General features: G+C 72.7%; 21 protein-coding genes and 1 pseudogene. 11 read left to right on the plus strand and 11 right to left on the minus strand.

The features are described from left to right. Window positions 1-38: 38 nt before the first annotated feature. Window positions 39-542, plus strand: coding sequence for a GNAT family N-acetyltransferase (locus KK483_RS09825; RefSeq protein WP_262004841.1), 504 nt, complete (start codon window positions 39-41; stop codon window positions 540-542). A gap of 5 nt (window positions 543-547) precedes the next feature. On the opposite strand, the gene KK483_RS09830 is transcribed toward KK483_RS09825, so the two are convergent. The 4 genes from KK483_RS09830 to KK483_RS09845 form a co-directional block, all read right to left on the minus strand. Continuing rightward, complete coding sequence (locus KK483_RS09830) at window positions 548-1,336, minus strand: sterol-binding protein (RefSeq protein ID WP_262004842.1); 789 nt, start codon at window positions 1,334-1,336, stop codon at window positions 548-550. A 130-nt stretch (window positions 1,337-1,466) separates the two neighbouring features. Beyond that, complete coding sequence (locus KK483_RS09835) at window positions 1,467-2,072, minus strand: DUF6114 domain-containing protein (protein ID WP_262009416.1); 606 nt, start codon at window positions 2,070-2,072, stop codon at window positions 1,467-1,469. Further along, window positions 2,069-2,695: a DUF6230 family protein gene (locus KK483_RS09840; RefSeq protein WP_262004843.1), complete on the minus strand. Its 627-nt coding sequence runs from the start codon at window positions 2,693-2,695 to the stop codon at window positions 2,069-2,071. Before KK483_RS09840 ends, KK483_RS09835 begins: the two co-directional genes overlap by 4 nt. Before the next feature lie 290 nt (window positions 2,696-2,985). Then, window positions 2,986-5,157 (minus strand): MDR family MFS transporter, encoded by a 2,172-nt coding sequence (locus tag KK483_RS09845; RefSeq protein ID WP_262004844.1) that lies wholly within the window; start codon window positions 5,155-5,157, stop codon window positions 2,986-2,988. 167 nt (window positions 5,158-5,324) lie between these two features. Here KK483_RS09845 and KK483_RS09850 point away from each other — a divergent pair, with 167 nt between their 5' ends. Then, a complete protein-coding gene (locus KK483_RS09850; protein WP_262004845.1) occupies window positions 5,325-6,176 on the plus strand; it encodes a peptidoglycan-binding protein in 852 nt (283 codons plus the stop codon). Between the two features lie 205 nt (window positions 6,177-6,381). After that, window positions 6,382-7,032 carry an HAD-IA family hydrolase gene (locus KK483_RS09855; protein ID WP_262004846.1) on the plus strand — a complete coding sequence of 217 codons (651 nt, stop codon included), beginning with the start codon at window positions 6,382-6,384 and terminating at the stop codon, window positions 7,030-7,032. A 421-nt stretch (window positions 7,033-7,453) separates the two neighbouring features. Here the strand turns inward: KK483_RS09855 and KK483_RS09860 are convergent, their stop codons facing one another. Together KK483_RS09860 and KK483_RS09865 are read right to left on the minus strand one after the other, a co-directional pair. Further along, on the minus strand, window positions 7,454-8,038 hold the full coding sequence (locus tag KK483_RS09860; protein ID WP_262004847.1) for a TMEM165/GDT1 family protein: 585 nt from the start codon (window positions 8,036-8,038) through the stop codon (window positions 7,454-7,456). A 257-nt stretch (window positions 8,039-8,295) separates the two neighbouring features. Next, window positions 8,296-9,054: an ABC transporter permease gene (locus KK483_RS09865; protein ID WP_262004848.1), complete on the minus strand. Its 759-nt coding sequence runs from the start codon at window positions 9,052-9,054 to the stop codon at window positions 8,296-8,298. A gap of 257 nt (window positions 9,055-9,311) precedes the next feature. Between KK483_RS09865 and KK483_RS09870 the strand changes: the two genes are divergently transcribed. The 6 genes and pseudogenes from KK483_RS09870 to KK483_RS09895 all read left to right on the plus strand — a co-directional run bounded on the left by KK483_RS09870 (window position 9,312) and on the right by KK483_RS09895 (window position 15,874). Further along, window positions 9,312-9,965, plus strand: coding sequence for an HNH endonuclease family protein (locus KK483_RS09870; RefSeq protein WP_262004849.1), 654 nt, complete (start codon window positions 9,312-9,314; stop codon window positions 9,963-9,965). A gap of 228 nt (window positions 9,966-10,193) precedes the next feature. Then, the gene (locus KK483_RS09875) at window positions 10,194-11,876 is read left to right on the plus strand and encodes an alkaline phosphatase D family protein (RefSeq protein WP_262004850.1); all 1,683 of its coding nucleotides are present in this window, start codon (window positions 10,194-10,196) and stop codon (window positions 11,874-11,876) included. Window positions 11,877-11,996: 120 nt separating this feature from the next. Further along, window positions 11,997-14,042 carry an FAD/NAD(P)-binding protein gene (locus KK483_RS09880; protein ID WP_262004851.1) on the plus strand — a complete coding sequence of 682 codons (2,046 nt, stop codon included), beginning with the start codon at window positions 11,997-11,999 and terminating at the stop codon, window positions 14,040-14,042. A gap of 73 nt (window positions 14,043-14,115) precedes the next feature. After that, the gene (locus tag KK483_RS09885; protein WP_262009417.1) at window positions 14,116-14,598 is read left to right on the plus strand and encodes a DoxX family protein; all 483 of its coding nucleotides are present in this window, start codon (window positions 14,116-14,118) and stop codon (window positions 14,596-14,598) included. Between the two features lie 159 nt (window positions 14,599-14,757). After that, window positions 14,758-14,961 (plus strand): annotated as a pseudogene (locus tag KK483_RS09890) (hypothetical protein); the annotation flags it as partial. Window positions 14,962-15,250: 289 nt separating this feature from the next. Then, window positions 15,251-15,874, plus strand: coding sequence for a DedA family protein (locus KK483_RS09895; protein WP_399016009.1), 624 nt, complete (start codon window positions 15,251-15,253; stop codon window positions 15,872-15,874). Here the strand turns inward: KK483_RS09895 and KK483_RS09900 are convergent. From KK483_RS09900 to KK483_RS09920, 5 genes are all read right to left on the minus strand, one after another. Continuing rightward, window positions 15,840-16,082, minus strand: a complete 243-nt coding sequence (locus KK483_RS09900) for a DUF2277 domain-containing protein (RefSeq protein WP_262004853.1) — start codon at window positions 16,080-16,082, stop codon at window positions 15,840-15,842. The genes KK483_RS09895 and KK483_RS09900 overlap by 35 nt on opposite strands. 70 nt (window positions 16,083-16,152) lie before the next feature. Continuing rightward, on the minus strand, window positions 16,153-16,395 hold the full coding sequence (locus KK483_RS09905; RefSeq protein ID WP_262004854.1) for a hypothetical protein: 243 nt from the start codon (window positions 16,393-16,395) through the stop codon (window positions 16,153-16,155). A gap of 181 nt (window positions 16,396-16,576) precedes the next feature. Continuing rightward, entirely contained in the window at window positions 16,577-17,008 is a 432-nt protein-coding gene (locus KK483_RS09910; RefSeq protein WP_262004855.1) for a hypothetical protein, read from the minus strand. 281 nt (window positions 17,009-17,289) lie between these two features. Further along, on the minus strand, window positions 17,290-17,688 hold the full coding sequence (locus KK483_RS09915) for a VOC family protein (RefSeq protein ID WP_262004856.1): 399 nt from the start codon (window positions 17,686-17,688) through the stop codon (window positions 17,290-17,292). A gap of 275 nt (window positions 17,689-17,963) precedes the next feature. After that, the gene (locus tag KK483_RS09920; protein ID WP_262004857.1) at window positions 17,964-18,512 is read right to left on the minus strand and encodes a tellurite resistance TerB family protein; all 549 of its coding nucleotides are present in this window, start codon (window positions 18,510-18,512) and stop codon (window positions 17,964-17,966) included. A gap of 260 nt (window positions 18,513-18,772) precedes the next feature. Between KK483_RS09920 and KK483_RS09925 the strand changes: the two genes are divergently transcribed. Both KK483_RS09925 and KK483_RS09930 read left to right on the plus strand, forming a co-directional pair. After that, window positions 18,773-19,147 carry a PadR family transcriptional regulator gene (locus KK483_RS09925; RefSeq protein WP_262004858.1) on the plus strand — a complete coding sequence of 125 codons (375 nt, stop codon included), beginning with the start codon at window positions 18,773-18,775 and terminating at the stop codon, window positions 19,145-19,147. Continuing rightward, complete coding sequence (locus tag KK483_RS09930; protein ID WP_262004859.1) at window positions 19,144-20,517, plus strand: permease prefix domain 1-containing protein; 1,374 nt, start codon at window positions 19,144-19,146, stop codon at window positions 20,515-20,517. The genes KK483_RS09925 and KK483_RS09930 overlap by 4 nt, the downstream gene beginning before the upstream one ends. The last annotated feature ends 49 nt before the right edge of the window (window positions 20,518-20,566 follow it).

Here is a 20,566-nt window from a genome sequence, read left to right on the forward strand (position 1 = left end):
CTCGCGAAGGGGCGTACGGACCGGATAGAGAGGGCGCCATGCCCACCTGGTCCCTACGCCCCGAGCGCTTCGACACCCCCGACGCGACCGCCCTGCGCCGCGACTACTACCACGATGTGGCGAGCAGTTACTGGAAGCGGTCGGCGACCGGGGCCGAGATCGACGAAGGGCTCACCGGCGACGGGGTGGAACGACTCGCCGCCCCCACCGGCGAGTTCGTCGTCGGCCGGTACGGCGGCGCTCCCGGCGCCTGCGGCGGGGTGCTGCTCCTCGACCCGGAACGAGCCGAACTGACGCGGGTGTACGTCCGGCCGCGCTTGCGCGGGACGGGCGGCGGCGGTGCGCTGCTCGCCGCGCTGGAGGACGCGGCACGGCGCCTCGGCGCGCGGCGGCTGGTGCTCAACACCCGGCTCGATCTGACCGAGGCCCGACGGCTCTACACGAGGCACGGATTCGCGGAGATCCCGGCGTACTGCGAGGGCCCGTACATGGAGATCTGGTACGGCAAGGAGCTGTACGACTCCGCACGCGTACGGGCCTGATCGCGTCAGGGCGCGGTGAAGAGCATGGGGAAGCGGGGCGCGAGCCACGGCCTGCGCCCCCAGGCGAACACCCCGCCGCGGGCCATCGCACCCCACGGCCCGCGGCGTCCGAGCGCCATGAGGAGGAAGGCGACCGGCTCGGTGAGGATGGTGCAGTCCGGGCGGCTCGGCGGCCGCGGGGACGCGGCCGTGAGCACACCGTCGGTGAAGGTGGCGCCGAAGCCGCCGCCGCCCCGCAGGCGGATCGCGTAGCGGGCCGTCAGACCGGCGGTGGCGGCGGGGCTCACGACCCGCGGCAGGGCAGTGATCAGGAAGGGCAGGGTCAGCGGGACCCGGGCTCGGTCGATCATGTGCGGGCGGTCAAGGGCGCGGGCGAGGTCGTAGCCGTGGCCGAGCATGTGCGTCAGCAGGTACGAGCCGAGTGCGGGCCCGTCCATCGGGCCCATCGGGGTGTTGAGCATCCCCTGCGCCGCCGGCTCGTGCCCCGCCGGCTCGTGTGCCACGCCCTCGTGCCCGGCCGGCACCTGCCCCGCCGGCTCCTGTGCCACGCCCTCGTGCCCCGCCGGCTCCTGTGCCACGCCCTCGTGCCCCGCCGGCTCGTGTGCCGCGCGCTCCCGCGCCGCGCCCCGGTCCACCGCGGTGAGGAACGCCTCGGCCTGCTCCACGATCATCGCGGCCAGTGGTCCCGCCGCCCGCTCGTCGAACGCGGCGAGGGCGCGTTCATTGGCCGCGGCCAGGCCCTGCGGGGTGCCGTCCCCGTGGTCGCGCTCGTGCCCGGCCGCGATGTCCGCCATTAGCTCGTTGGCCTGCGCGAGATGAGCCGCCGCCTCCCCCACGGTCCACCGCGAGCCCTGCACCGGAACGCCCGTGTCGCCGGCCCCGCGCAGCAGCGCGCCGATGTCCTCGGCGGTGCCGCGTATCGCGTCAGCGAGCCCCTCCGGCAGAGCCCCCTGAGCCCTCTGAGTGCCCTGTGTGCCCCGAGCGCCCTGCGCGTTCCGTGTGTCCCGTGTGTCCCGTGTGTCCCGTGTGTCCCGCCGGGCCGCTGGTACCACGCCTCGCGCCTCCTCGCCCTTCCTCGCCCTCGTGTCCGCGGTACCCAACCAGGCAGCGGGGGCCCTGACAAGAGCAACGGCGAGCGGGCGGCTCCCAGGCGCAGGCCAGGGAGCCGCCGACGAGTCCGCAGAACAGCCCCAGCAGGAGACCGCCCAGGTTGGCGACGGGGAAGGAGACGAGCGCGAGCAGGATGGCCGCGACCCCGGCGAAGACGCGTACCTCCCGGTGGAACCAGAGCGTGACGCCGAGGACCAGGAGCAGGACGCCGATGACCAGGGAGCCCGCGCCGGCCGACGTGGTCAGGGCCAGCGGGATGCCTCCCAGGCCGAGGTTCACGTAGGGGAAGCAGAGCACGGGCATCCCCGCCGCGAAGGTGAACAGTCCCGCCCAGAAGGGGCGCTCCCCCCTCCAGGTCCGGAATCCCCGCCGGGCCCCCGCGCACCTGTCGCGCAGTCCCGGACGTGTCCACCAGGTCAGAAGCACTCGTGCCGGCCCTGTCTGACCTTCACGTCGAGGTCGGGGACGGTGAAGGTCGCGGCCGTGATCGCGACCGCCTCGAAATGCGGGTCGATGAGGACGACCTTCTCGGCCTGCTGGGCGACACCGTCGGGGTCGAAGAAGTGCGACTCGCGGTCGCCCGGGTTGACCGGCCCGTCCGTGAGCGAGCCCGCCGCGACGCCGATGCCGATGTCCGTCAGGTCGGCCTGATCGGCGGCCAGCGACGTCGAGTCGATGAAGATGTCCTTCGCCTCCGCCCGGCCCTTGTCCTGCGCGCCCGTGAGCCTGAGCGTGTACGGGCCGAGAACGGGGATCGGGACCACCACGGACTGGCACAGACCGTCGATCCTCACGTGCTCGGCCCCGAAGACCGAGACCGGGACGAGGTCACCCTCCCTGGTCCTGTCCACCATGCTGTAGATGCTCAGACCGTGGACGGCCATCCTGTCGGCGGAGAGCTGGAAGGTCCGGCCGGAGATGAGGAACGACGCGGCGAGCGCCCCCTGCGCCATGGCGATCCCGAGCGCCGCGGTGGCCGCAAGCCCGGGCACCATGACGAGTGCGAAGCGCTTCCAGCGGGTCCTGCCGCGGCTGTACGGCATGCCGCTCCTCGCTCGTCTCGTCCGGTGGTGGCCTGCGGTGAGCCCGCGTACCGCGGGTCGCGGTACTCAGCCAGAGTGTTCACCGGAGGCGGGGGAAGTTATCTCCGCGAGCGTCCCGGCAGGGGGAATTCACCCGGGTGGCCGCGGGGCCCCGCGGTGGGGCCCCGCGGTGGGGCCCCGCGGTGATGTCCTTGCCGCCCTGGACGATCCGGCGGCCGCCGCCAACGCGCTCCGGGGTGTGCTCGGGCCGGGGGCCGCTGTGTGCTCGGGCCGGGGCGCGCCCCTCGGGGTCAGCGCGCCCTGGGGCGGGGGCGGGGGTTGTGCCACGCCTGGTGGTCGCGGTGCGGGAGGCCGGTGTCCGGGCGTTCGTGGTCCGAGCCGCACAGCTCGGCGGTGAGCTCCTTCACCAGCTGGATCAGGTCCGTGGGCCGGTCAGGGCCCCACCAGTCGCCGAGGAGCTCGGCCAGTGACTCCTCCCGGGCCGCCGACAGCTTCGCGACCACCTCGGCGCCCTTGTCGGTGAGGATCAGCGACAGCCCTTCGCGCCGGGCGAACCCTCGCCCCTCCACCTCCCGGGACGCCTCGGTGATCGTCTTCAGCGGTACGGGCGTGGCATCGGCGAGCAGGGACGGTTCGACCATGCCGTGCCGCTTGATGCGCAGCAGCAGCCAGCTCGCCGCCGGGGTCAGATCGACCCCGGCCCGGTCCGTGATCTTCACGTAGATCTCCTTGCGGCCCTCCCGCGAGCCGAGAACCGACAGGGCGCGGGCGCACTCGTCGTACGAGGATCGGTGGACCGGGTTGGCGGCGAGGGTCTCGCTCGCCTCGGGCGCGGTGACCGAACCGCGCAGCTTGTCCTCACGCAGGAAGCAGGCGAAGGCGAAGGCGACGAGGACGACCGGCGCCGCGTAGAGGAAGACGTCGGTGATCGAGGTCGCGAACGCCTCGAGGACCGCCGGACGCAGCGATGGCGGGAGTTCGCCGATGGCCCGCGGGTCGGCGGCGAGCTGCTCGGGGCGGGCGCCGGGCGGCAGCTGCCGGCCCGCGAGCGCCTCGGCCAGCCCTCTGCGCAGCTCGTCGGTGAAGACCGTGCCGAAGGCGGCGACGCCGAACGCCGCCCCGATGGAGCGGAAGAAGGTCGCCCCCGAGGTCGCGACGCCGAGGTCCTCGTAGCTGACGGAGTTCTGCACGACGAGCACCAGCACCTGGAGCACAAGACCGAGCCCGGCGCCGAAGACGAAGAAGGAGAGGCTCGACTGCCAGACGGGGGTGCCCACCTCCAGCTGGTGCAGCAGGAGGAGTCCGATCGCGGCGGTCGCGGTGCCGAGGACGGGGAAGACCTTCCACCGTCCGGTACGGCTGACGAGCTGGCCGGACACGGTGGAGGTGAGCAGCAGGCCCACCACCATCGGCAGCATGTGCAGCCCGGACGCGGTGGGCGACACGCCCTGTACGACCTGGAGGAACGTCGGCAGGTACGTCAGCGCCGCGAACATCGCGAAGCCGACGACGAAGCTGATGACCGCGACGAGCGTGAAGGTGCGGATCCGGAAGAGCCGCAGCGGCAGCACGGGCTCGGCCGCGCGCCGTTCCGCGAACACGAACGCGACGACGAGCACGGCGCCGAGCACGCCGAGGCCGATGATCTGCGGCGAGCCCCAGGTCCAGGTGGTGCCGCCGAGCGAGGCGACGAGGACCAGGCAGGTGGCGACCGCGGCGATCAGGAACGTACCGAGGTAGTCGATGACGTGCCGGGTCGCGCGGTGCGGGATGTGCAGGACGGCGGCGATGACGAAGAGCGCGACGATGCCGATGGGCAGGTTGACGTAGAAGACCCACCGCCAGCTGAGGTGCTGGGTCAACAACCCGCCGAGCAGCGGCCCGAGGACGCTCGTCGTGCCGAAGACGGCGCCGAAGAGGCCCTGGTAGCGGCCTCGTTCGCGGGGCGTCACGATATCGCCGACGATCGCCATGGACAGCACCATGAGCCCTCCGCCGCCGAGGCCCTGGAGACCGCGGAAGAGGATCAGCTGGGTCATGTCCTGCGCGAGGCCGCAGAGGGCCGAGCCGATGAGGAAGATGACGATCGCGGCCTGGAAGAGCTTCTTGCGGCCGTACTGGTCCCCGAGCTTGCCCCACAGGGGCGTGGCGGCGGTGGCGGCGAGCAGATAGGCGGTGACGACCCAGGACAGGTGCTCCAGACCGCCGAGGTCGCTGACGATGGTGGGCAGGGCGGTCGAGACGATCGTCTGGTCGAGGGCGGCGAGCAGCATGCCGAGCAGCAGCGCCCCGATCGAGACGAGCACGGCGCGGCGGCTGAGCCCCGCGCCGCCGGGTCCGGACGCCGGGCCGCCGGGTCCGGAGACCGGGCCGCCGGGTCCGGAGACCGGGCCGCCGGGTCCGGAGACCGGACCCCGTTCTGGCTCCTGTCCCGGGGGTGGGCTGCCCAGATCCTGCGCCATGCGTCCCATAGTGGATGGTCTGTGCCGTTATGGCCTGCCGAAGGGGGAGGCGAGGTCCGAGGGCTGGACAGGGCCTGCATAATCGCTGGCAGCGCAAGGGGAGGGAACCCACGATGACGGGACGGACATGTCCTGAATGCGGTAGACCGACGGCCACGGAGGAGGGGGTGGCGGGCGCCTCGCCGGTATGCGGCTGCGCGGACTTCGATCCGCTGCGGGTCCGGCCCTACGTGCCGCTCCTGCCCCCGGCGGAGGGCGACGAGGGGCCGCCGGCCGAGCTGCTGGCGGAGCCCACGCCCGCGCAGGAGGTCGCGTACGAGTACGAGCACGAGGCGGCGGGCCACCACGCCCCCGTGCCCGAGCGGCGCCGCCGTCCGGGCGCCCTCGTCGTGGCGGTGGCCGTCGTCGCGGTGCTCGGCAGCGTCGCCTTCGCCGGCAGCCTGCTCGCGGGCGGCGACCACGAGGGCGGCGAGGCCCTGCCCGACGTCGAGACGCTGGCGCCGTTCCTGAGCGCGGCGCCGGACGCACCCTCCGCGGACGACTCGTCGTCGGTGTCCCCCGGCGGATCGGCGTCCGCGTCCCGGTCGCCCTCGCCGTCGTCGTCGGCCTCGCGCTCGGCGTCCCCCTCCGCGAGCCCCTCCCGCTCCTCCGCCGCCGCACCAGCCACGACGACCGTCGCCACCGGCCAGGTGTCGGCCCCGGCCACCTCCTCCTCGGCCGCCACCCTCGGCCCCGGCGACAGCGGCCCCGAGGTCGTCGAGCTCCAGGAACGCCTCGACCAGGTCTGGCTCTACGACGGCCCGCCGCACGGCCAGTACGACGGCCGCGTCGAGAACGCCGTCGCCACCTACCAGGCTTACCGCGGCATCACCACCGACCCCAGGGGCACCTACGGCCCCGCCACGCGCCGCGCCCTGGAGGCGGAGACCGAGTACCCCTCCACGGGCGACGACGGCGACGGCGACGGTGACTGGGACGGCGACCACGGCAACGGCGGGGGGCGCGGCGGCAGGGGCTGACGGGCCCCCTACCTCTTGCCGAAGACGCCGGACGGGCTGGATTTCTCCAGCCCGTCCGGCGTTTTCGGCACCCTGGGGTGGCCCCGACGCCCGCCGTTTTGTATCGTACGAGAACAAAGTGGTTCCCGCCCGCACTCCCTGACCGGCGGGCGGGAGCCACTCTGTCCCGCCAGCCTCCCTCCCCTCCCCTCGCGCCGGAGCCCTCATGCCGCTCACCACCCGCGCCCTCCTTCTCGACATGGACGGCACCATCGTCAATTCGGACGCCGTCGTGGAGCGCGTCTGGCGCGGCTGGGCCGTCGACCACGGGCTCGACCCGGAGGAGACGCTGAAGGTCGTGCACGGCCGGCAGGGCTACGCCACGATGGCCGCCCTGCTCCCCGACCGGCCCATGGCGCAGAACCTCGCCGAGAACCGCGTCCTGCTCGCCCAGGAGACCGCCGACGTCGACGGCGTCGTCCCGGTCGACGGCGCACCGGCCTTCATGGCCGCGATCGCCGGCCTGCCGCACGCACTCGTCACCTCCGCGGACGCGGCACTCGCCCACGCCCGCATGGGTGCCGCCGGGCTGCCCATGCCCGACGTACGGATCACCGCGGAGTGCGTCGGCGCCAGCAAGCCGGACCCGGAGGGCTTTCTGAAGGGTGCGGCGGAGCTGGGCTTCGACCCGGCGGACTGCATCGCGTTCGAGGACTCTGAGGCCGGCATCACGGCCGCGCGTGCGGCCGGGATGCGGGTGGTGGGGGTCGGCCCGCGGGCCGCCGCGTACGGCCCGGACGTGCATGTACGGGACCTGACCGAGATCCGCGTGGAGGCGGCGGCGGACGGCCTGATCCGCCTCCACGTCGGCCGGTGAGCGATCGGGAGATCAGCCCGGGCGACGAGGCCGGGCGACGAGGCCGGGCGACCGGCCGACGATCAGTCCCGCGACCTGCTGGCCGTCACCCAGGCGACTAGGCCGGTGACCGGCCGACGATCAGTCCCGCGACCTGCCGGCGGTCAGCCGGGGGCCGACCCGGGGGATCAGGCCAGGTGATCAGCCCGGCAGTCAGCCCGGCAGTCAGCCGCGAGATCAGCCCGGGGTGACCAGACCGGCGGACGGCCAGGGTGACCAGCCCGGCAGTCAGCCCGGGTGGTGACCAGGCCGGGGGGCCGACCCGCGGTGGCCAGCCCGGCGGACGGCCGGGTAACCAGCCCGGTGGTCAGCCGGGGTGACCAGGCCGGAGGCCGACCCGGAGGATCAGGCCAGCGGACGGCCAGGGTGACCCGCCCGGCCGTCAGCCGGAGATCGCCTCGTACAGGCTCAGCCCCGCCAGCACCAGCATCAGCCCCGCCGCCACCTTCGTGATCAGCCGCAGCGGCACGTACTTCAGCAGCGTCCGGCCGCCCACGATGCCGAGTGCCGCCACCGCCCACAGCGCCAGCACCGCCCCGAGGCCGACCGAGAGCGGGTTGTCGTAGCGGGCGGCCATGTTCGCGGTCATGATCTGGGTCAGATCGCCGAACTCCGCGACCAGGATCAGCATGAAGCCCGCCCCGGACACCTTCCAGAAGGACTGGTCGGCCGGCGCCTTGACACCGGCCTCGTCCTCGTCGTCCTTCTTCAGCAGCAGCATCGCCGCGCCCGCGAGGAAGAGCACACCGACCACCGCCTGCACCACCCGCTGCGGGAGCAGCGTCAGCACACTGCCCGCCGCGATCGCGAGCGCGACATGGACGGTGAAGGCGGCCGCGACGCCCGCGAAGACGTACGAGGCGCGGTAGCGCGTCCCGAGCATCAGCCCGGCCAGGGCGGTCTTGTCGGGAAGCTCGGCGAGGAAGACGACACCGAAGGTGATCGCCATGACGGTGAAGCTCAGCACGGGTGGGTCCTCAATCGGTCGGGCACCGCCGCACCGAGAGACCTGAACGCTTCAGGGGTCGCTTCGGCTCGGCAGCACCATGAACGGCATGGTCACTGCTGGCCGAAGGTCTCGCTGGCGGACCGTCCTCAGGACGGCCGCCTCCGGGCGCCGGCCGGGAACCGCGATGACGCGGGGCCCGGCAGTATGTCGACGATCCGGCGAAGAGCTACTCCCCTTCTGCTGCTCCCAGCCTACGCGACGCCCCGGCCCGGCGGTCAGGGACCTTCGTCCCTGTGGATACGCCCCCGCGCCACCAGCTCCAGCACCACCGCGACCGCCACCGCCTGCACCGCCATCAGCCCCACCAGCACGAACAGCTGCACCGCCCCCGCCTCCAGCGGTGACGCCCCGCCCAGCAGCATCCCCACGAACGCGCCGGGAAGTGTGACCAGGCCCACCGTCCTGGTCTGGTCGAGCCCCGGCAGCAGCGCGTCCGACGCCGCCTCCCGCGCCACCTCCATCCGTGCGTCCCGGTCGGGCAGCCCGAGCGCCATGCCCGCCTCCACCTCGCCGCGCCGCGCCGTGAGCTCGTCGAGCGCACGGCGTCCGCCGAGGACGGTCGCGGTGAGCGCCCCGCCGATGAGGATCCCGGTCACCGGGATGAGGGCGATGCCCTTGACCGGGACGAGCCCGGTGAGCAGCAGCGCGGCGACGACGGGTGCGACGCCCGCGCCGATCGGCAGGGCCGCGCGCCACCACGTGCCGTTCGGGGTGATGCGGCGGCCTGCGGTGCGTACGGCGACGGCGTACATCACGGCCAGGAAGGCGAGCAGCAGCGGTACGGAGCGGACCGCCCAGCCGATGACCAGCGAGACCGCCGCCAGCTGGACGGCGGCACGCACGCCGGCGACGACGATCTCGCGGGCGCGGGACCTGCGGTCCGGCCCCAGATGAGCGGCGGCGGCGACGGTGGCCGCGGCGGCCAGCAGCACGGCGAGGACGATCCCGAGCATCACGTTGACCGGCAGCAGCACACATCAACCCTAAGCGCCGCACAGCGGACTGGTGTGACGTCAGATGACGGCAGATGACGTCATCTCACGCTCCGGATGACGGCAGGAGTGCGGCTCGGGGTCCGTGAGGTCCTGTCAGAAACCTTGATGTGACGTGTGCATGTCGCCACTCTGTTACCTGGCGCCCATCCCCAGGCAACCCGGCGCCACCACGATGAGCCGGGCCCTGACGCAGGGCTCACAACCGGCCAACGCCCCCCACTCTCACGGGAGTTCGCATGTCTGGTGTCTACGCGCGTCGAATGAGCCGCACCGCGGTTCTCGCCGCCACCGCCGCGCTTGCCTGCGCAACCACTCTGCTCAGCGCGCCCGCCGCCCAAGCCGCCCCGCCCACCCCGGTCAGCGCCGCCACCGCCCGCAGCTACCTGGGCTCGCTCACCGTCCAGGCGGAAGGTTCCTCCAGCGGTTACAGCCGGGACCTGTTCCCGCACTGGATCACCCAGTCGGGTGCCTGCAACACCCGCGAGGTCGTCCTCAAGCGCGACGGCTCGAACGTCGTCCAGGACTCCAGCTGCGCCGCCACCAGCGGCAGTTGGTACTCCCCGTACGACGGCGCCACCTGGAGCGCTGCCTCCGACGTCGACATCGACCACATCGTCCCGCTGGCCGAGGCATGGCGCTCGGGCGCCAGCTCCTGGTCCACCTCCTCGCGCCAGGCGTTCGCGAACGACCTGACCCGCCCGCAGCTGATCGCCGTCACCGACAACGTCAACCAGTCCAAGGGCGACCAGGACCCGGGCGAGTGGCTGCCGTCGCGCACCGCGTACCACTGCACGTACGCCCGGATGTGGGTGCACACGAAGTACTACTGGAACATGACGGTCGACTCCGCCGAGAAGTCCGCGCTCCAGTCGATCCTCAACGGCTGCTGACCCTCAACGGCTGCTGACCCTCGACGGCTGCTGATCCTCGACGGCTGATGACCGCCGGCGGCTGATGACCGCCGGCGGCAGCTGATCACCAGCGGCCGCTGACCGCCAACGGTTGCTGATCGCCAACGGTTGCTGAACGCCAGGCAACCGCTGGTCCGGAACCGTGTCGCCCGCGCCCGTCGTTCCGTACCGTAACGGGGCGACGGAGCGGGGCGAGGAGGATCACAGATGGCCGGGCTGAGGCTGGGACCGCTACTGCGGTACGTCGACTGGGAGAGCGGCGACCACGCGACCGTATGGGTCGAGGCCGACCGTCCCTGCACGGCCGAGGTGCGGTGCGCGGACGGAGCCGGCGGCTCGGTCCGCACGTTCCAGATCCAGGGCCACCACTACGCCCTGATCCCGGTCACCGGCCTGACCCCGGGCTCCTCGACGGCGTACGAGGTGCTGCTGGACGGCCGCCGCGTATGGCCCCTGGCGGACTCCCCGTTCCCGCAGAGCACGATCCGCACCCCGGCGGTCCCCGCCGACGGGGTGCGGATCACCTTCGGCTCCTGCCGCTGGGCCGCGCCGCCGGCCGACGAGCACGACCCGATCGGCCCGGACGCGCTGGACGGAATCGCCGCACGGCTGGCCGCCGGTGAGCGCGCCGGCCAGGACACCGACGACCGCCCGGACGTGCTGCTGCTCCTCGGCGACCAGGTGTACGCGGACGCGACCTCCAAGGCGACTCAGCGCTGGCTGGCCGCCCGGCGTGATCTGCGCGAGCCGCCGGGCGCGCAGGTCGCGGACTACGAGGAGTACACCCGGCTGTACGACGAGTCCTGGCTGGACCCCGAGGTCCGCTGGCTGCTCTCCACCGTCCCCAGCTGCATGATCTTCGACGACCACGACGTCATCGACGACTGGAACACCAGCGCGTCCTGGCTCGCGGAGATGCGCGCCACGCCCTGGTGGCAGGAGCGGGTCCTCAGCGGTCTGATGTCGTACTGGGTCTACCAGCACCTGGGCAATCTCTCCCCGGCCGAGCTCGACACCGACCCGGTCTACGCGGCCGTGCGGGCAACCCCCGACGGGACCGACGCGCTGCGGCGGTTCGCGGCGGGCGCCGACGCCGACCCGGCCTCCGTCCGGTGGAGCTACCGGCGCGACTTCGGCAGGACCCGGCTGCTGATGACCGACACCCGGGCCGCCCGCGTCCTGGACGAGGACAAGCGCGCGATGCTCGACGTGGACGAGGCGCGCTGGCTGCACGACCAGGCGCTCGACACCCCCGGTTCGTGCGACCACCTCCTCATCGGCGCCTCGCTGCCCTGGCTGCTGCCGCCGCTCATCCACGACGCGGAGAGCTGGAACGCGGCGCTGTGCCGGGGCGAACGGGGCCCGCGCTGGGCGCGCTTCGGCGAGGACGTGCGCAGACGTGCGGACCTGGAGCACTGGGCGGCCTTCCCGGAGTCGTTCGAGAAGCTGACCCGGCTGATCGCGGAGGCGGGCAGCGGGCCGGACGCACCCGCGACGGTGTGCGTGCTGTCCGGGGACGTCCACCACGCGTATGTGGCGGAGCCGCGGTGGCTCGCGTCCGAGTGGCCCGAAGGCGCGCCGGACGCCCGGGTGTTCCAGCTGACCTGCTCCCCCGTGCACAACGCCATCCACTCGTCCGTGCGGATGGGCTTCCGCTTCGGCTGGAGCCGCGCGGGGCGCCGGCTCGGGCACGCCCTGGCCCGGCACGGGCGGGCCGGCCGGCCGCTCATCGAGTGGCGGCGCACGGGCGGACCGTGGTTCGAGAACCAGCTGATGACACTGGCCCTGAAGGGCCGTTCGGCGACGCTCCGGCTCGACCAGGCACGGGCGGATCGTACGGATTCGAGGCTCGTGACCGCCGACGAACGGAACCTGACGAATGGTCCGTGACACTTCCCACAGCGGGCGCTGATCCTCGCCCCCGGCTCTTCGGCTCCCGGGGGGCCAGCGGCATGATGTTGCGGACGATCCGCGCGATGCCGCGGACGATCCGTTCCCCGCACGCGCCGCATGCCCCACATTTCCCTGGGAGTCTGTACTTTGACCGTGTCGCCCGCATTTCGCCATGCCATAGCCCTGGTCGGCGCTGGTCCCCGCGGCACCTCGGTACTCGAGAGACTCTGCGCCTCCGTGCCCGAACTGGCCCCGGAGATCGAGCTGACCGTGCATGTCGTCGACCCGGCGCCGGCCGGGCCCGGCCAGGTGTGGCGCACGGACCAGCCCGCCGAGCTGCTGATGAACACGGTGGCGTCCCAGGTGACCCTGTTCACGGACGCGAGCGTCAGCTGCGAGGGGCCGGTGCGGCCGGGGCCGAGCCTGTACGAGTGGGCGGCGGCGCAGACGGACGAGGAAGGGGAAGGGGAGGGGGGCAGGGACGGGGGGCTCGGACCGGACGACTATCCGACCCGGGCCTGCTACGGCCGCTATCTGGAGTGGGCCTTCCGCAGGACCGTCGAGCGGGCTCCCGAGACGGTGCGGGTGGTGGTGCACCGGGCGCGGGCGGTACGGCTCGACGACACCAACGCTGCCGCCGCCGGCGCCAATGCCGTAAAGGGCGCCGAGGGACCTGGCGGTGCGGCGCGGCACCCTGGCGACCGTGCGCAGCGGCTCGTCCTCGACGACGGCACGGTGCTGGACGGCCTCAGCGCGGTGGTGCTGGCGCAGGGCCATCTGCCGGTGACCGAGGACGTACACCAGGACCGGCTGGACGAGTACGCCGACCGGCACGGGCTGCGGCATTTCACCCCCGCCAACCCCGCGGACCTCGACCTCTCGGCGATAGCCCCGGGGGAAACGGTCCTGCTGCGCGGCCTCGGCCTCAACTTCTTCGACCACATGGCGCTGCTGACAACGGGCCGCGGCGGCACGTTCGCAGCGGACGCGAGCGATCCGGACCGGCTGGTCTACCGCCCGTCGGGACGCGAGCCGCGGCTGTACGCGGGCTCACGGCGCGGGGTCCCGTACCAGGCGCGGGGCGACAACGAGAAGGGCGCGTCGGGCCGCCACCACCCGCTGCTCCTCACCGCGGACGTGATCGCGGCCTTCCGCAAGCGCGCGGAGGCGGGCGATCCGCCGGACTTCCTGGACGAGATATGGCCGCTCGTCGCCAAGGAGGTGGAGACGGTCTACTACGAGGCGCTGCTCACGCCTGCCCACGGCTCGCCGCCTCCCGGCTTCCGGGCGCGCTTTCTGGACGCGCCCCACGGCGGCCCCGAGGAGCAGGCGGTGCTGGACGCGTACGGGTGCGCGGCCGGCGACCGCTGGTCCTGGGAGCGGGTCTCGTACCCGCACAGGGGCGAGGAGTTCACCGGCCCGGCGGCGCTCCGCGGCTGGCTCGTCGGCCATCTGCGGCGGGACGCCGGGCATGCGGCGCTCGGCAATGTGACGGGCCCGCTGAAGGCGGCGCTCGACGTCCTGCGGGACGTACGCAACGAGGTGCGGCAGATCGTGGACCACGCCGGGCTGTCGGGGGCGTCACGGCGGGACCATCTGGACCGCTGGTACACACCGCTGAACGCCTTCCTCTCCATCGGCCCGCCGCGCCGCCGGATCCGGGAGATGGCCGCGCTGATCGAGGCCGGGGTGCTGGAGGTCGTCGGCCCCCGGATGTCCGTACGGGCCGAGGGCGGGCGCTTCATGGCCGACTCCCCGCAGGTGCCGGGCTCGGCGGTCGAGGCGACGGTGCTGATCGAGGCCCGGCTGCCCGAGCCCGACCTGCGGCGCAGCCGCGACGAGCTGCTGGCGAGGCTGCTGCGCACCGGCCAGTGCCGGCCTCATGTCGTCGATGGTTACGAGACGGGCGGGCTGGACGTAACGGAGCGGCCGTACCGTCTGATCGACCGTCAGGGGCGGGCGCACCCGCGGCGGTTCGCGTTCGGCGTGCCCACGGAAGGGGTGCACTGGGTGACCGCGGCCGGGGCGCGGCCGGGGGTGGACTCGGTGACGCTGTCGGACGCGGACGCGGTGGCGAGGGCCGCACTGCGGATCACGGCGCGGTGTGAACTTCTCATGAAGAACGACCGCCGACCAAATGTTGAACTTGCAAGTATTGATTAGGTCTGCCTAACTTAAGGACTCGTCGGTTCACGTCCCCTGACCGAAGGAGTCCCCCCACATGGCCACTCGTCAGCTGTCCACCCGGCTCGACCAGGCGCAGCCGTACGCACTCGGCCTCTTCCGCATCGTCATCGGCCTGCTCTTCGCCTGCCACGGCGCCGCCTCGCTCTTCGGCGTCCTCGGCGGCGCGATGGGCGGCGGCACCGTGCCCACCGGCACCTGGCCCGGCTGGTACGCGGCCGTCATCCAGCTCGTCGGCGGCGGCCTGGTGCTGATCGGCCTCGGCACGCGCACGGCGGCGTTCATCGCCTCGGGGTCGATGGCGTACGCGTACTTCAAGGTGCACCAGCCCGAGGCGCTCTTCCCGCTGCAGAACGGCGGAGAGGCGTCCGCGGTCTTCTGCTGGGCCTTCCTGCTGCTCGTCTTCACCGGCCCGGGCGCGCTGGCGCTCGACCGCCTGTTCGCGCCCCGCGGCGCGACGGCCAAGGCGGAGACGGAAACAGGGGCCGACGGGGCCGAGCGGCGCGACGCGGCAAAGGCCCCGGTCGCGGCCTGACCCTCTGCACCCACCCACGGGCCCGGGAACCGGCACCGCCGGCCCGGGCCCGTGGCGCGCCCGAGCCTGTGGCGCGTACGGGCCTGTGGTGCGCCCGAGCCTGTGGTGCGCCCGAGCCTGTGGTGCGCCCGAGCCTGTGGCCGTCCGGCTCCTGTGACCGTCCAGCTCCTGTGCGCCACCACCGCATCCGTACTGGGCGACCTCGTCGCATACCGTCTCGCGTGGCGCGGCGGCGCCCGGCTGGACCGCGCCATCGCGCGATCCCCGAGGCTGACCTCGGCGCGGGAACGACTCGGCGCAGCGCTCGGCCGCGGCGGCGAGCTGCTCGTGGTCATCGCCCGCTTCGCCCCGGCGGGCTGCTCGGGGCGACCCGGCACCGCGGGCGACCCGGCACCGCGGGCGGCCCGTGCCGCGGGCCACCGGAACCCCGCGTCACCGCCGGGCCTGATCGTGCCGCCGAGCCTCCTCGTACGGCCCTGACCTGCTCGTGGGCCCGCCGGGGCGTACGGGCGTGCCCGACTTCACCCCCACCCCTGCCACCGGCTGCCCGCGCCCCGGGCGTACGCTCTGTGGCTGTCATGCCGCCCCTGCCGCTCCCCTGCGACATCGCGGCCTTCACTCGGGAATCGGGGAGTTCCAGGTGCTCGACAGCATGGGGCTGGCGGAGCTGACCGGCGGCCCATGGATCTACGCCGTGGTCGCCCTGTCCGTGCTCCTGGACGTCTTTCTTCCGGTGCTGCCCAGCGGTGTACTCGTCATCACCGCGGCAACCGCCGCCGCGGCCGGGACGAGGGCCGCCGCCGACCAGGCGGCACAGCCGCAGGAGGTGCCCTCGCTGCTGGCCCTGCTCCTGTGCGCCACGACCGCATCCGTGCTGGGCGACCTCGTCGCATACCGTCTCGCGTGGCGCGGCGGCGCCCGGCTGGACCGCGCCATCGCGCGATCCCCGCGACTGGCCTCGGCGCAGGAACGTCTCGGCGCAGCGCTCGGCCGCGGCGGCGGACTGCTCGTGGTCATCGCCCGCTTCGCCCCGGCGGGCCGCTCGGTCGTCTCCCTGGGCGCGGGCGCGGCGCACCGGCGAGTCCAGGAGTTCCTCCCCTGGTCGGCCCTCGCGGCCGTGGCCTGGGCGGGCTACAGCGTCGGCCTCGGCTACTTCGGCGGCCAGTGGCTGGGCGCGACCTGGATGGGCGTGGCGGTATCTGTCGTCGCGCTCTTCGCGGCGGGCGCCGTCGCCGCCTACGTCATCCGGCGTCCACGGACTCCGCAGCCGGCTTAGCGCCGCGGATCTCAAGGCCGTCGAGCAGAGCGCGGGTCGCCTCTGCTATCTCGTCGACCGCCCGCTCGAACACCTCGCGGTTGTGCGCGGCGGGCGCCCGGAAGCCGGACACCTTCCGTACGTACTGCAAGGCGGCGGCACGGACGTCGTCGACGGTGGCCTCATGCGGGAGGGCGGGCGGACGGAGTGTCTTGATGCTTCGGCACATGACTCCAGTGTGGGCCACGCCACTGACAACGGGCCCGCGCCCGCGGGATGAGGCGGCTTGCGCCCACGGATCAGGCGGCTTCGGCGACCGGCGGCACCGCGAAGGCTCCCGCGCCCGCGCCCGCCTCTTCGTCCGCGCCACCGGCGTCCCCCGCGGTCCCGACCGCCGCGGCCCACTCGACCAGCAGCCCCTGGTACCGCGCCTCGTCCACGGCGGACAGCCGGCCGCCGGAACGGTCCCAGAGCGCACGGATCTCCGCATTCACCAGGGCAGCGGACCGTACGGAACCAGGCTTGCGAAGGTTGGGGGACATGCAGACCAGGCTACGGCTCCCCACTGACAACGGGGGCCTCCAGAGCGCCCAAGGTGACGGAAACCATAGTTTCGGGGCACCAAGGGTGACTGACGGCACGTCACCCCGCCGCCGCAGCACGAAAAACGGGCCCGGACGGAACCGGACCCGTTGATTGCCCCTCGACCCCCTGGCAGGTCACTCAGCGGCCGCCTCCACCTCCGCCGCCTCCCCCGCCCCCTCCGCCGCCGCCACCGCGACCACCGCCGCCGTCACCACCGCCGCCACCCCCACGGCCGCCGTCGCCACCGCCGCCGCCACCGCCCCAGTCGCCGCCACCGCGGTCGCCACCGTCGCCACCACGGCCGTAGTCGCCGCCGCGACCGTAGTCGTCGTAGTAGCCGTAGTCGCCGCCTCGGCCGTAGTCGTCGTAGTAGTAGCCGTAATAGCCGCCGCGGCCGTAGTCGTCGTAGTAGCCCCGGTCACGACCTCGATCGCCCCACCAGAACCCGTAGTCGTACCTGCCGCGGTCGTAGTCATCGCAGTAGCCGCGGTCGTCGTACAGGTAGTCCCGCCAGTCACAGCTGTAGTAGTCGGTCCTCGCGTCACTCGCGACGGCGCCGGTCATGGGCATGAGGCCGAGCGCAAACCCTGCGGCACCTGCTGAGACCGCGGCAAGGATCCTGCGGCGCATCGTCATGCACCTCCGGGAATGAGTTGTTCCTAAATCAGCCTATTCGACCGTTTTCAACCCTGCGCCTCCCCCATCACGATGTCAATCACGGAGCCGCGCACGCCCCCTGGCGCCCGCCCAACGGACCGCCGACGCCGCGCTGTTGCCCCGCGCCCACATCGGCCGCAGCCCGGTGCGGACCCCGGCGGGGCCGGGCACGCCGCGAGCCGTCCCGGACCTCGCTAGGCGCTGATCATCCAGATGTGGCCGTCCGGGTCGGCGAAGGCACCGGCGTACCCCCAAGGCCGGCGGCCGGGCGGCGTGACGACGGTCCCGCCCGCCGCCTCGGCACGGCGGACCATCTCGTCCACACCACTCTCATCACCGGCGCTCACGCTGATCACGCACTCGCTGTGCCCCCGCGGCGCGACCTCGTGGTCACCGGTGATCCATCCGAAGCCGCCGGTGGGGATCAGCATGATCCGCACACCGTCGTTCAGGGCGAACTGGAGCGGCTCCGGAACGCCGTCCTCGGCCGGCTCGCCGATGGGGTCGAGGCCGAGGCCGTCGCCGTAGAAGAGGAACGACGTCCGGCGGTCCGCGGTCGGCAGTGCGAAGGTGACAGGGACGGAGGGATTCATGGCAGTCCTACTCGTGATGGCTGATCACTGTCATGGCTCACCACTGTGGACCCGCACGGCACCGGAATCTCATCGGCCACGCACGGAGCCCGCCCCATCCGGCGCCGCATGCCGACGCCGCATGCCGGCGCCGTATGCCGGTGCCGCCCCGCCTGAATCCCGGCCGGGCACCCAGCGGCCGTATCCGTATCCGTATCCGTATCCGTATCCGTTCACCTGGCGGCTCGCTCGCGGCACGGCCCAGAGGTCTCAAGCCCGCCGGCACATCCATGAGGTCAGATGCCGAACTCCTGCGGGGACAGGCCGAGCACCGAGCACGCCTCGCGCAGCACCTGCTCCTCGGCCGGCGCGACGAAGCCGTCCGCACCGGCGACGACGAAGCCGGTCTGCACGACCGCCCTGGCCTCCGTCGGCTTCTTCGCCGCCTTGGCGATCTCCTGCATGGCGTCCGCCTTGCCCTGCTGGAAGTTGAACGCCAGCTGGTCGACGTGCTTGTTGAACCGCTGCCGCAGCTGCTCGGACGGGAAGTTCTGCAGGACGTCGTTGTTCAGGATCAGCGACTCCACATGCTGCCGCTCCGCCGGGTCGACATGCCCGTCGGCAGCCGCGACGAGGGCGCACATCGCCATGCTGGCGTCCCGGTAGGCCCCGCTCTTCAACTCGGTCTTGAGGGAGGTGAGCTGGGACTTGAGCGTGCTCACCAGCTGAGCCCGCGATCCGCCGGAGGACCCCGCACCCGGCCGCCCGTGTCCGCCGGAGCCCCGCGTCTGCGACTGCTGCTGCAGATTCTTGGCCTGGTCCTTGATCCGATCCCACATCGCCACTCGTGCCACCTCAGCTTCTGCTCATGCCGTACCGCTCGTCCGCGCACTCCGCGCGCTCTCCTGCCAACGGCTCCCGGCCCCCCGAAGTTCCGCGGCCGACCGACGGCACCGCACAACCGATCAGTGCTGAGCCGCCGTGCCGCCGTGCTGCCGACCCGGTCGAGCACCCGCCCCCGGCCATGTCCGGCAGCGCTTGTGGCAGGTAATACCTAGAGCTACCATGCATCGCAGCCCTAGGTATGGGCTCACAGGGAGGTCTCGTGAAGGTCACCAAGGATCTCGTCGCCGCCTCGGCGACACCGATGGTGCTCGGCATCCTGGCCGATGGGGAGAGCTACGGCTACGCCATCCTCAGGCGGATCAACGAACTGTCCGGCGGCGAGTTGGACTGGACCGAAGGGCTGCTCTACCCGCTGCTGCACCGGCTGGAGCGCCTCGGACACGTCGAGTCGAGCTGGCAGTCGGTCACCGGGGAACGGCGGCGCAAGTACTACCGCATCACCCCCACCGGCCTGGCCGAGCTTGCCGAGCAACGCCGCCAGTGGGACACGGTCGTGGACGCACTGAAGAAGGTCTGGCTCGGCCCCGGCGACCTGAGGACGACGACCGCGATCCCGTTGGGGGGCCCGGCATGACAGCGCCGGACGGTCAGGACGAGCTGGAGGCCCAGTTCACCCAGTGGCGCCACTACGTGCAGCGCCGCCCGGAGCTGCGGCAGTCCGATACCGAAGAGCTCGAGGACCATCTCCGCGGCTCCGTCGACGAGCTCGTCGCCGTCGGCCTGCGCGCCGACGAGGCGTTCCTGGTCGCGGTCAAACGCATGGGCGGCCTGGACGAGCTGTCCCGCGAGTTCGCCCGGGAGCACTCCGAACGGCTGTGGAAGCAACTGGTACTGACCGGCGAGCCGGACGGCCCCGCGGCGGACACCGGCGCGCGGCGCAACCTGGTCGCGATGGTCATCTGTGCGGCGGGTGCCGCGGTGTCCGTGAAGGTGCCGGAACTGTTCGGCGTGAGCATCGAACAGGGCGACCCGTTCTACGGGCTCAACCTCAGCCTGTTCACGCTGCCCTGGCTGGCGGCCTTCCTGGCCTGGCGCCGCCGGGCCGCACCGGGGCTCATCGGCGTACTGGTGGCCTTGTTCGCGCTCGGCGCCGTGGCAGCCAACGTCTACCGTCTCCCGGACGACTCCCAGTCGTTCGTCCTGACCTGCATCCATCTCCCCATCGCCCTGTGGTTCGCGGTCGGTCTGGCCTATGTGGCCGACGACGTGCGGTCGTCACGCCGGCAGATGGACTTCATCCGCTTCACCGGCGAATGGTTCGTCTACCTCGCCCTCATCACCTCCGGTGGCGGTGTGCTCATCGCGTTCGTCTTCGGGACCTTCGAGGCCATCGGGATCGTCCCGGAGGTCTTCATCCAGCAGTGGCTCCTGCCGTGCGGAGGCGTGGCCTCGGTGGTGGTGGCCGCCTGGCTCGTCGAGGCGAAGCAGAGCGTCGTGGAGAACATGGCCCCCGTGCTCGCACGACTGTTCACCCCGCTCTTCACCGCGGTACTGCTGGCCTTCCTCGTCACCTTCGGCTGGACCGGCGCCGGCATCGACGTCGAGCGGGAGGCGCTGATCCTCTTCGACCTCCTGCTGGTCGTGGTGCTGGGACTCCTGCTCTACTCGCTCTCGGCCCGCGATCCCCTGGCCCCGCCCGGCCTGTTCGACAAGCTGCAGCTCGCCCTCGTACTCAGTGCGCTCGCCATCGACGTGCTGGTGCTGCTGGAGATCACCGGGCGCATCACCGAGTACGGCACCACCCCCAACAAGGCGGCGGCACTCGGCGAGAACGTCATCCTGCTGGTCAACCTCGCCTGGTCGGCATGGCTGGTGCTGGGTTTCGTCCGCCGACGCACACCGTTCGTGGCACTCGAACGCTGGCAGACCGGCTACCTCCCGGTGTACGCCGCGTGGGCCTGGGTCGTGGCCCTGGTCTTTCCCCCGCTGTTCGACTACCTCTGACCGACCCCCCGACCCCCCGGCCCCCCGGTCCCCACCGCACGGCGGTCGG

Source organism: Streptomyces sp. FIT100 (assembly GCF_024584805.1).
Lineage (GTDB): Bacteria > Actinomycetota > Actinomycetes > Streptomycetales > Streptomycetaceae > Streptomyces.

Excerpts from the sequence above, each read along its gene's own strand:
- KK483_RS09825 (WP_262004841.1), top strand. The coding sequence starts at position 39 with ATGCCCACCTGGTCCCTACGCCCCGAGCGCTTCGACACCCCCGACGCG.
- KK483_RS09830 (WP_262004842.1), bottom strand. The coding sequence starts at position 1,336 with ATGGCGGACATCGCGGCCGGGCACGAGCGCGACCACGGGGACGGCACC.
- KK483_RS09840 (WP_262004843.1), bottom strand. The coding sequence starts at position 2,695 with ATGCCGTACAGCCGCGGCAGGACCCGCTGGAAGCGCTTCGCACTCGTC.
- KK483_RS09845 (WP_262004844.1), bottom strand. The coding sequence starts at position 5,157 with ATGGCGCAGGATCTGGGCAGCCCACCCCCGGGACAGGAGCCAGAACGG.
- KK483_RS09855 (WP_262004846.1), top strand. The coding sequence starts at position 6,382 with ATGCCGCTCACCACCCGCGCCCTCCTTCTCGACATGGACGGCACCATC.
- KK483_RS09870 (WP_262004849.1), top strand. The coding sequence starts at position 9,312 with ATGTCTGGTGTCTACGCGCGTCGAATGAGCCGCACCGCGGTTCTCGCC.
- KK483_RS09875 (WP_262004850.1), top strand. The coding sequence starts at position 10,194 with ATGGCCGGGCTGAGGCTGGGACCGCTACTGCGGTACGTCGACTGGGAG.
- KK483_RS09880 (WP_262004851.1), top strand. The coding sequence starts at position 11,997 with ATGCCCCACATTTCCCTGGGAGTCTGTACTTTGACCGTGTCGCCCGCA.
- KK483_RS09895 (WP_399016009.1), top strand. The coding sequence starts at position 15,251 with ATGGGGCTGGCGGAGCTGACCGGCGGCCCATGGATCTACGCCGTGGTC.
- KK483_RS09900 (WP_262004853.1), bottom strand. The coding sequence starts at position 16,082 with ATGTGCCGAAGCATCAAGACACTCCGTCCGCCCGCCCTCCCGCATGAG.
- KK483_RS09905 (WP_262004854.1), bottom strand. The coding sequence starts at position 16,395 with ATGTCCCCCAACCTTCGCAAGCCTGGTTCCGTACGGTCCGCTGCCCTG.
- KK483_RS09910 (WP_262004855.1), bottom strand. The coding sequence starts at position 17,008 with ATGCCCATGACCGGCGCCGTCGCGAGTGACGCGAGGACCGACTACTAC.
- KK483_RS09915 (WP_262004856.1), bottom strand. The coding sequence starts at position 17,688 with ATGAATCCCTCCGTCCCTGTCACCTTCGCACTGCCGACCGCGGACCGC.
- KK483_RS09930 (WP_262004859.1), top strand. The coding sequence starts at position 19,144 with ATGACAGCGCCGGACGGTCAGGACGAGCTGGAGGCCCAGTTCACCCAG.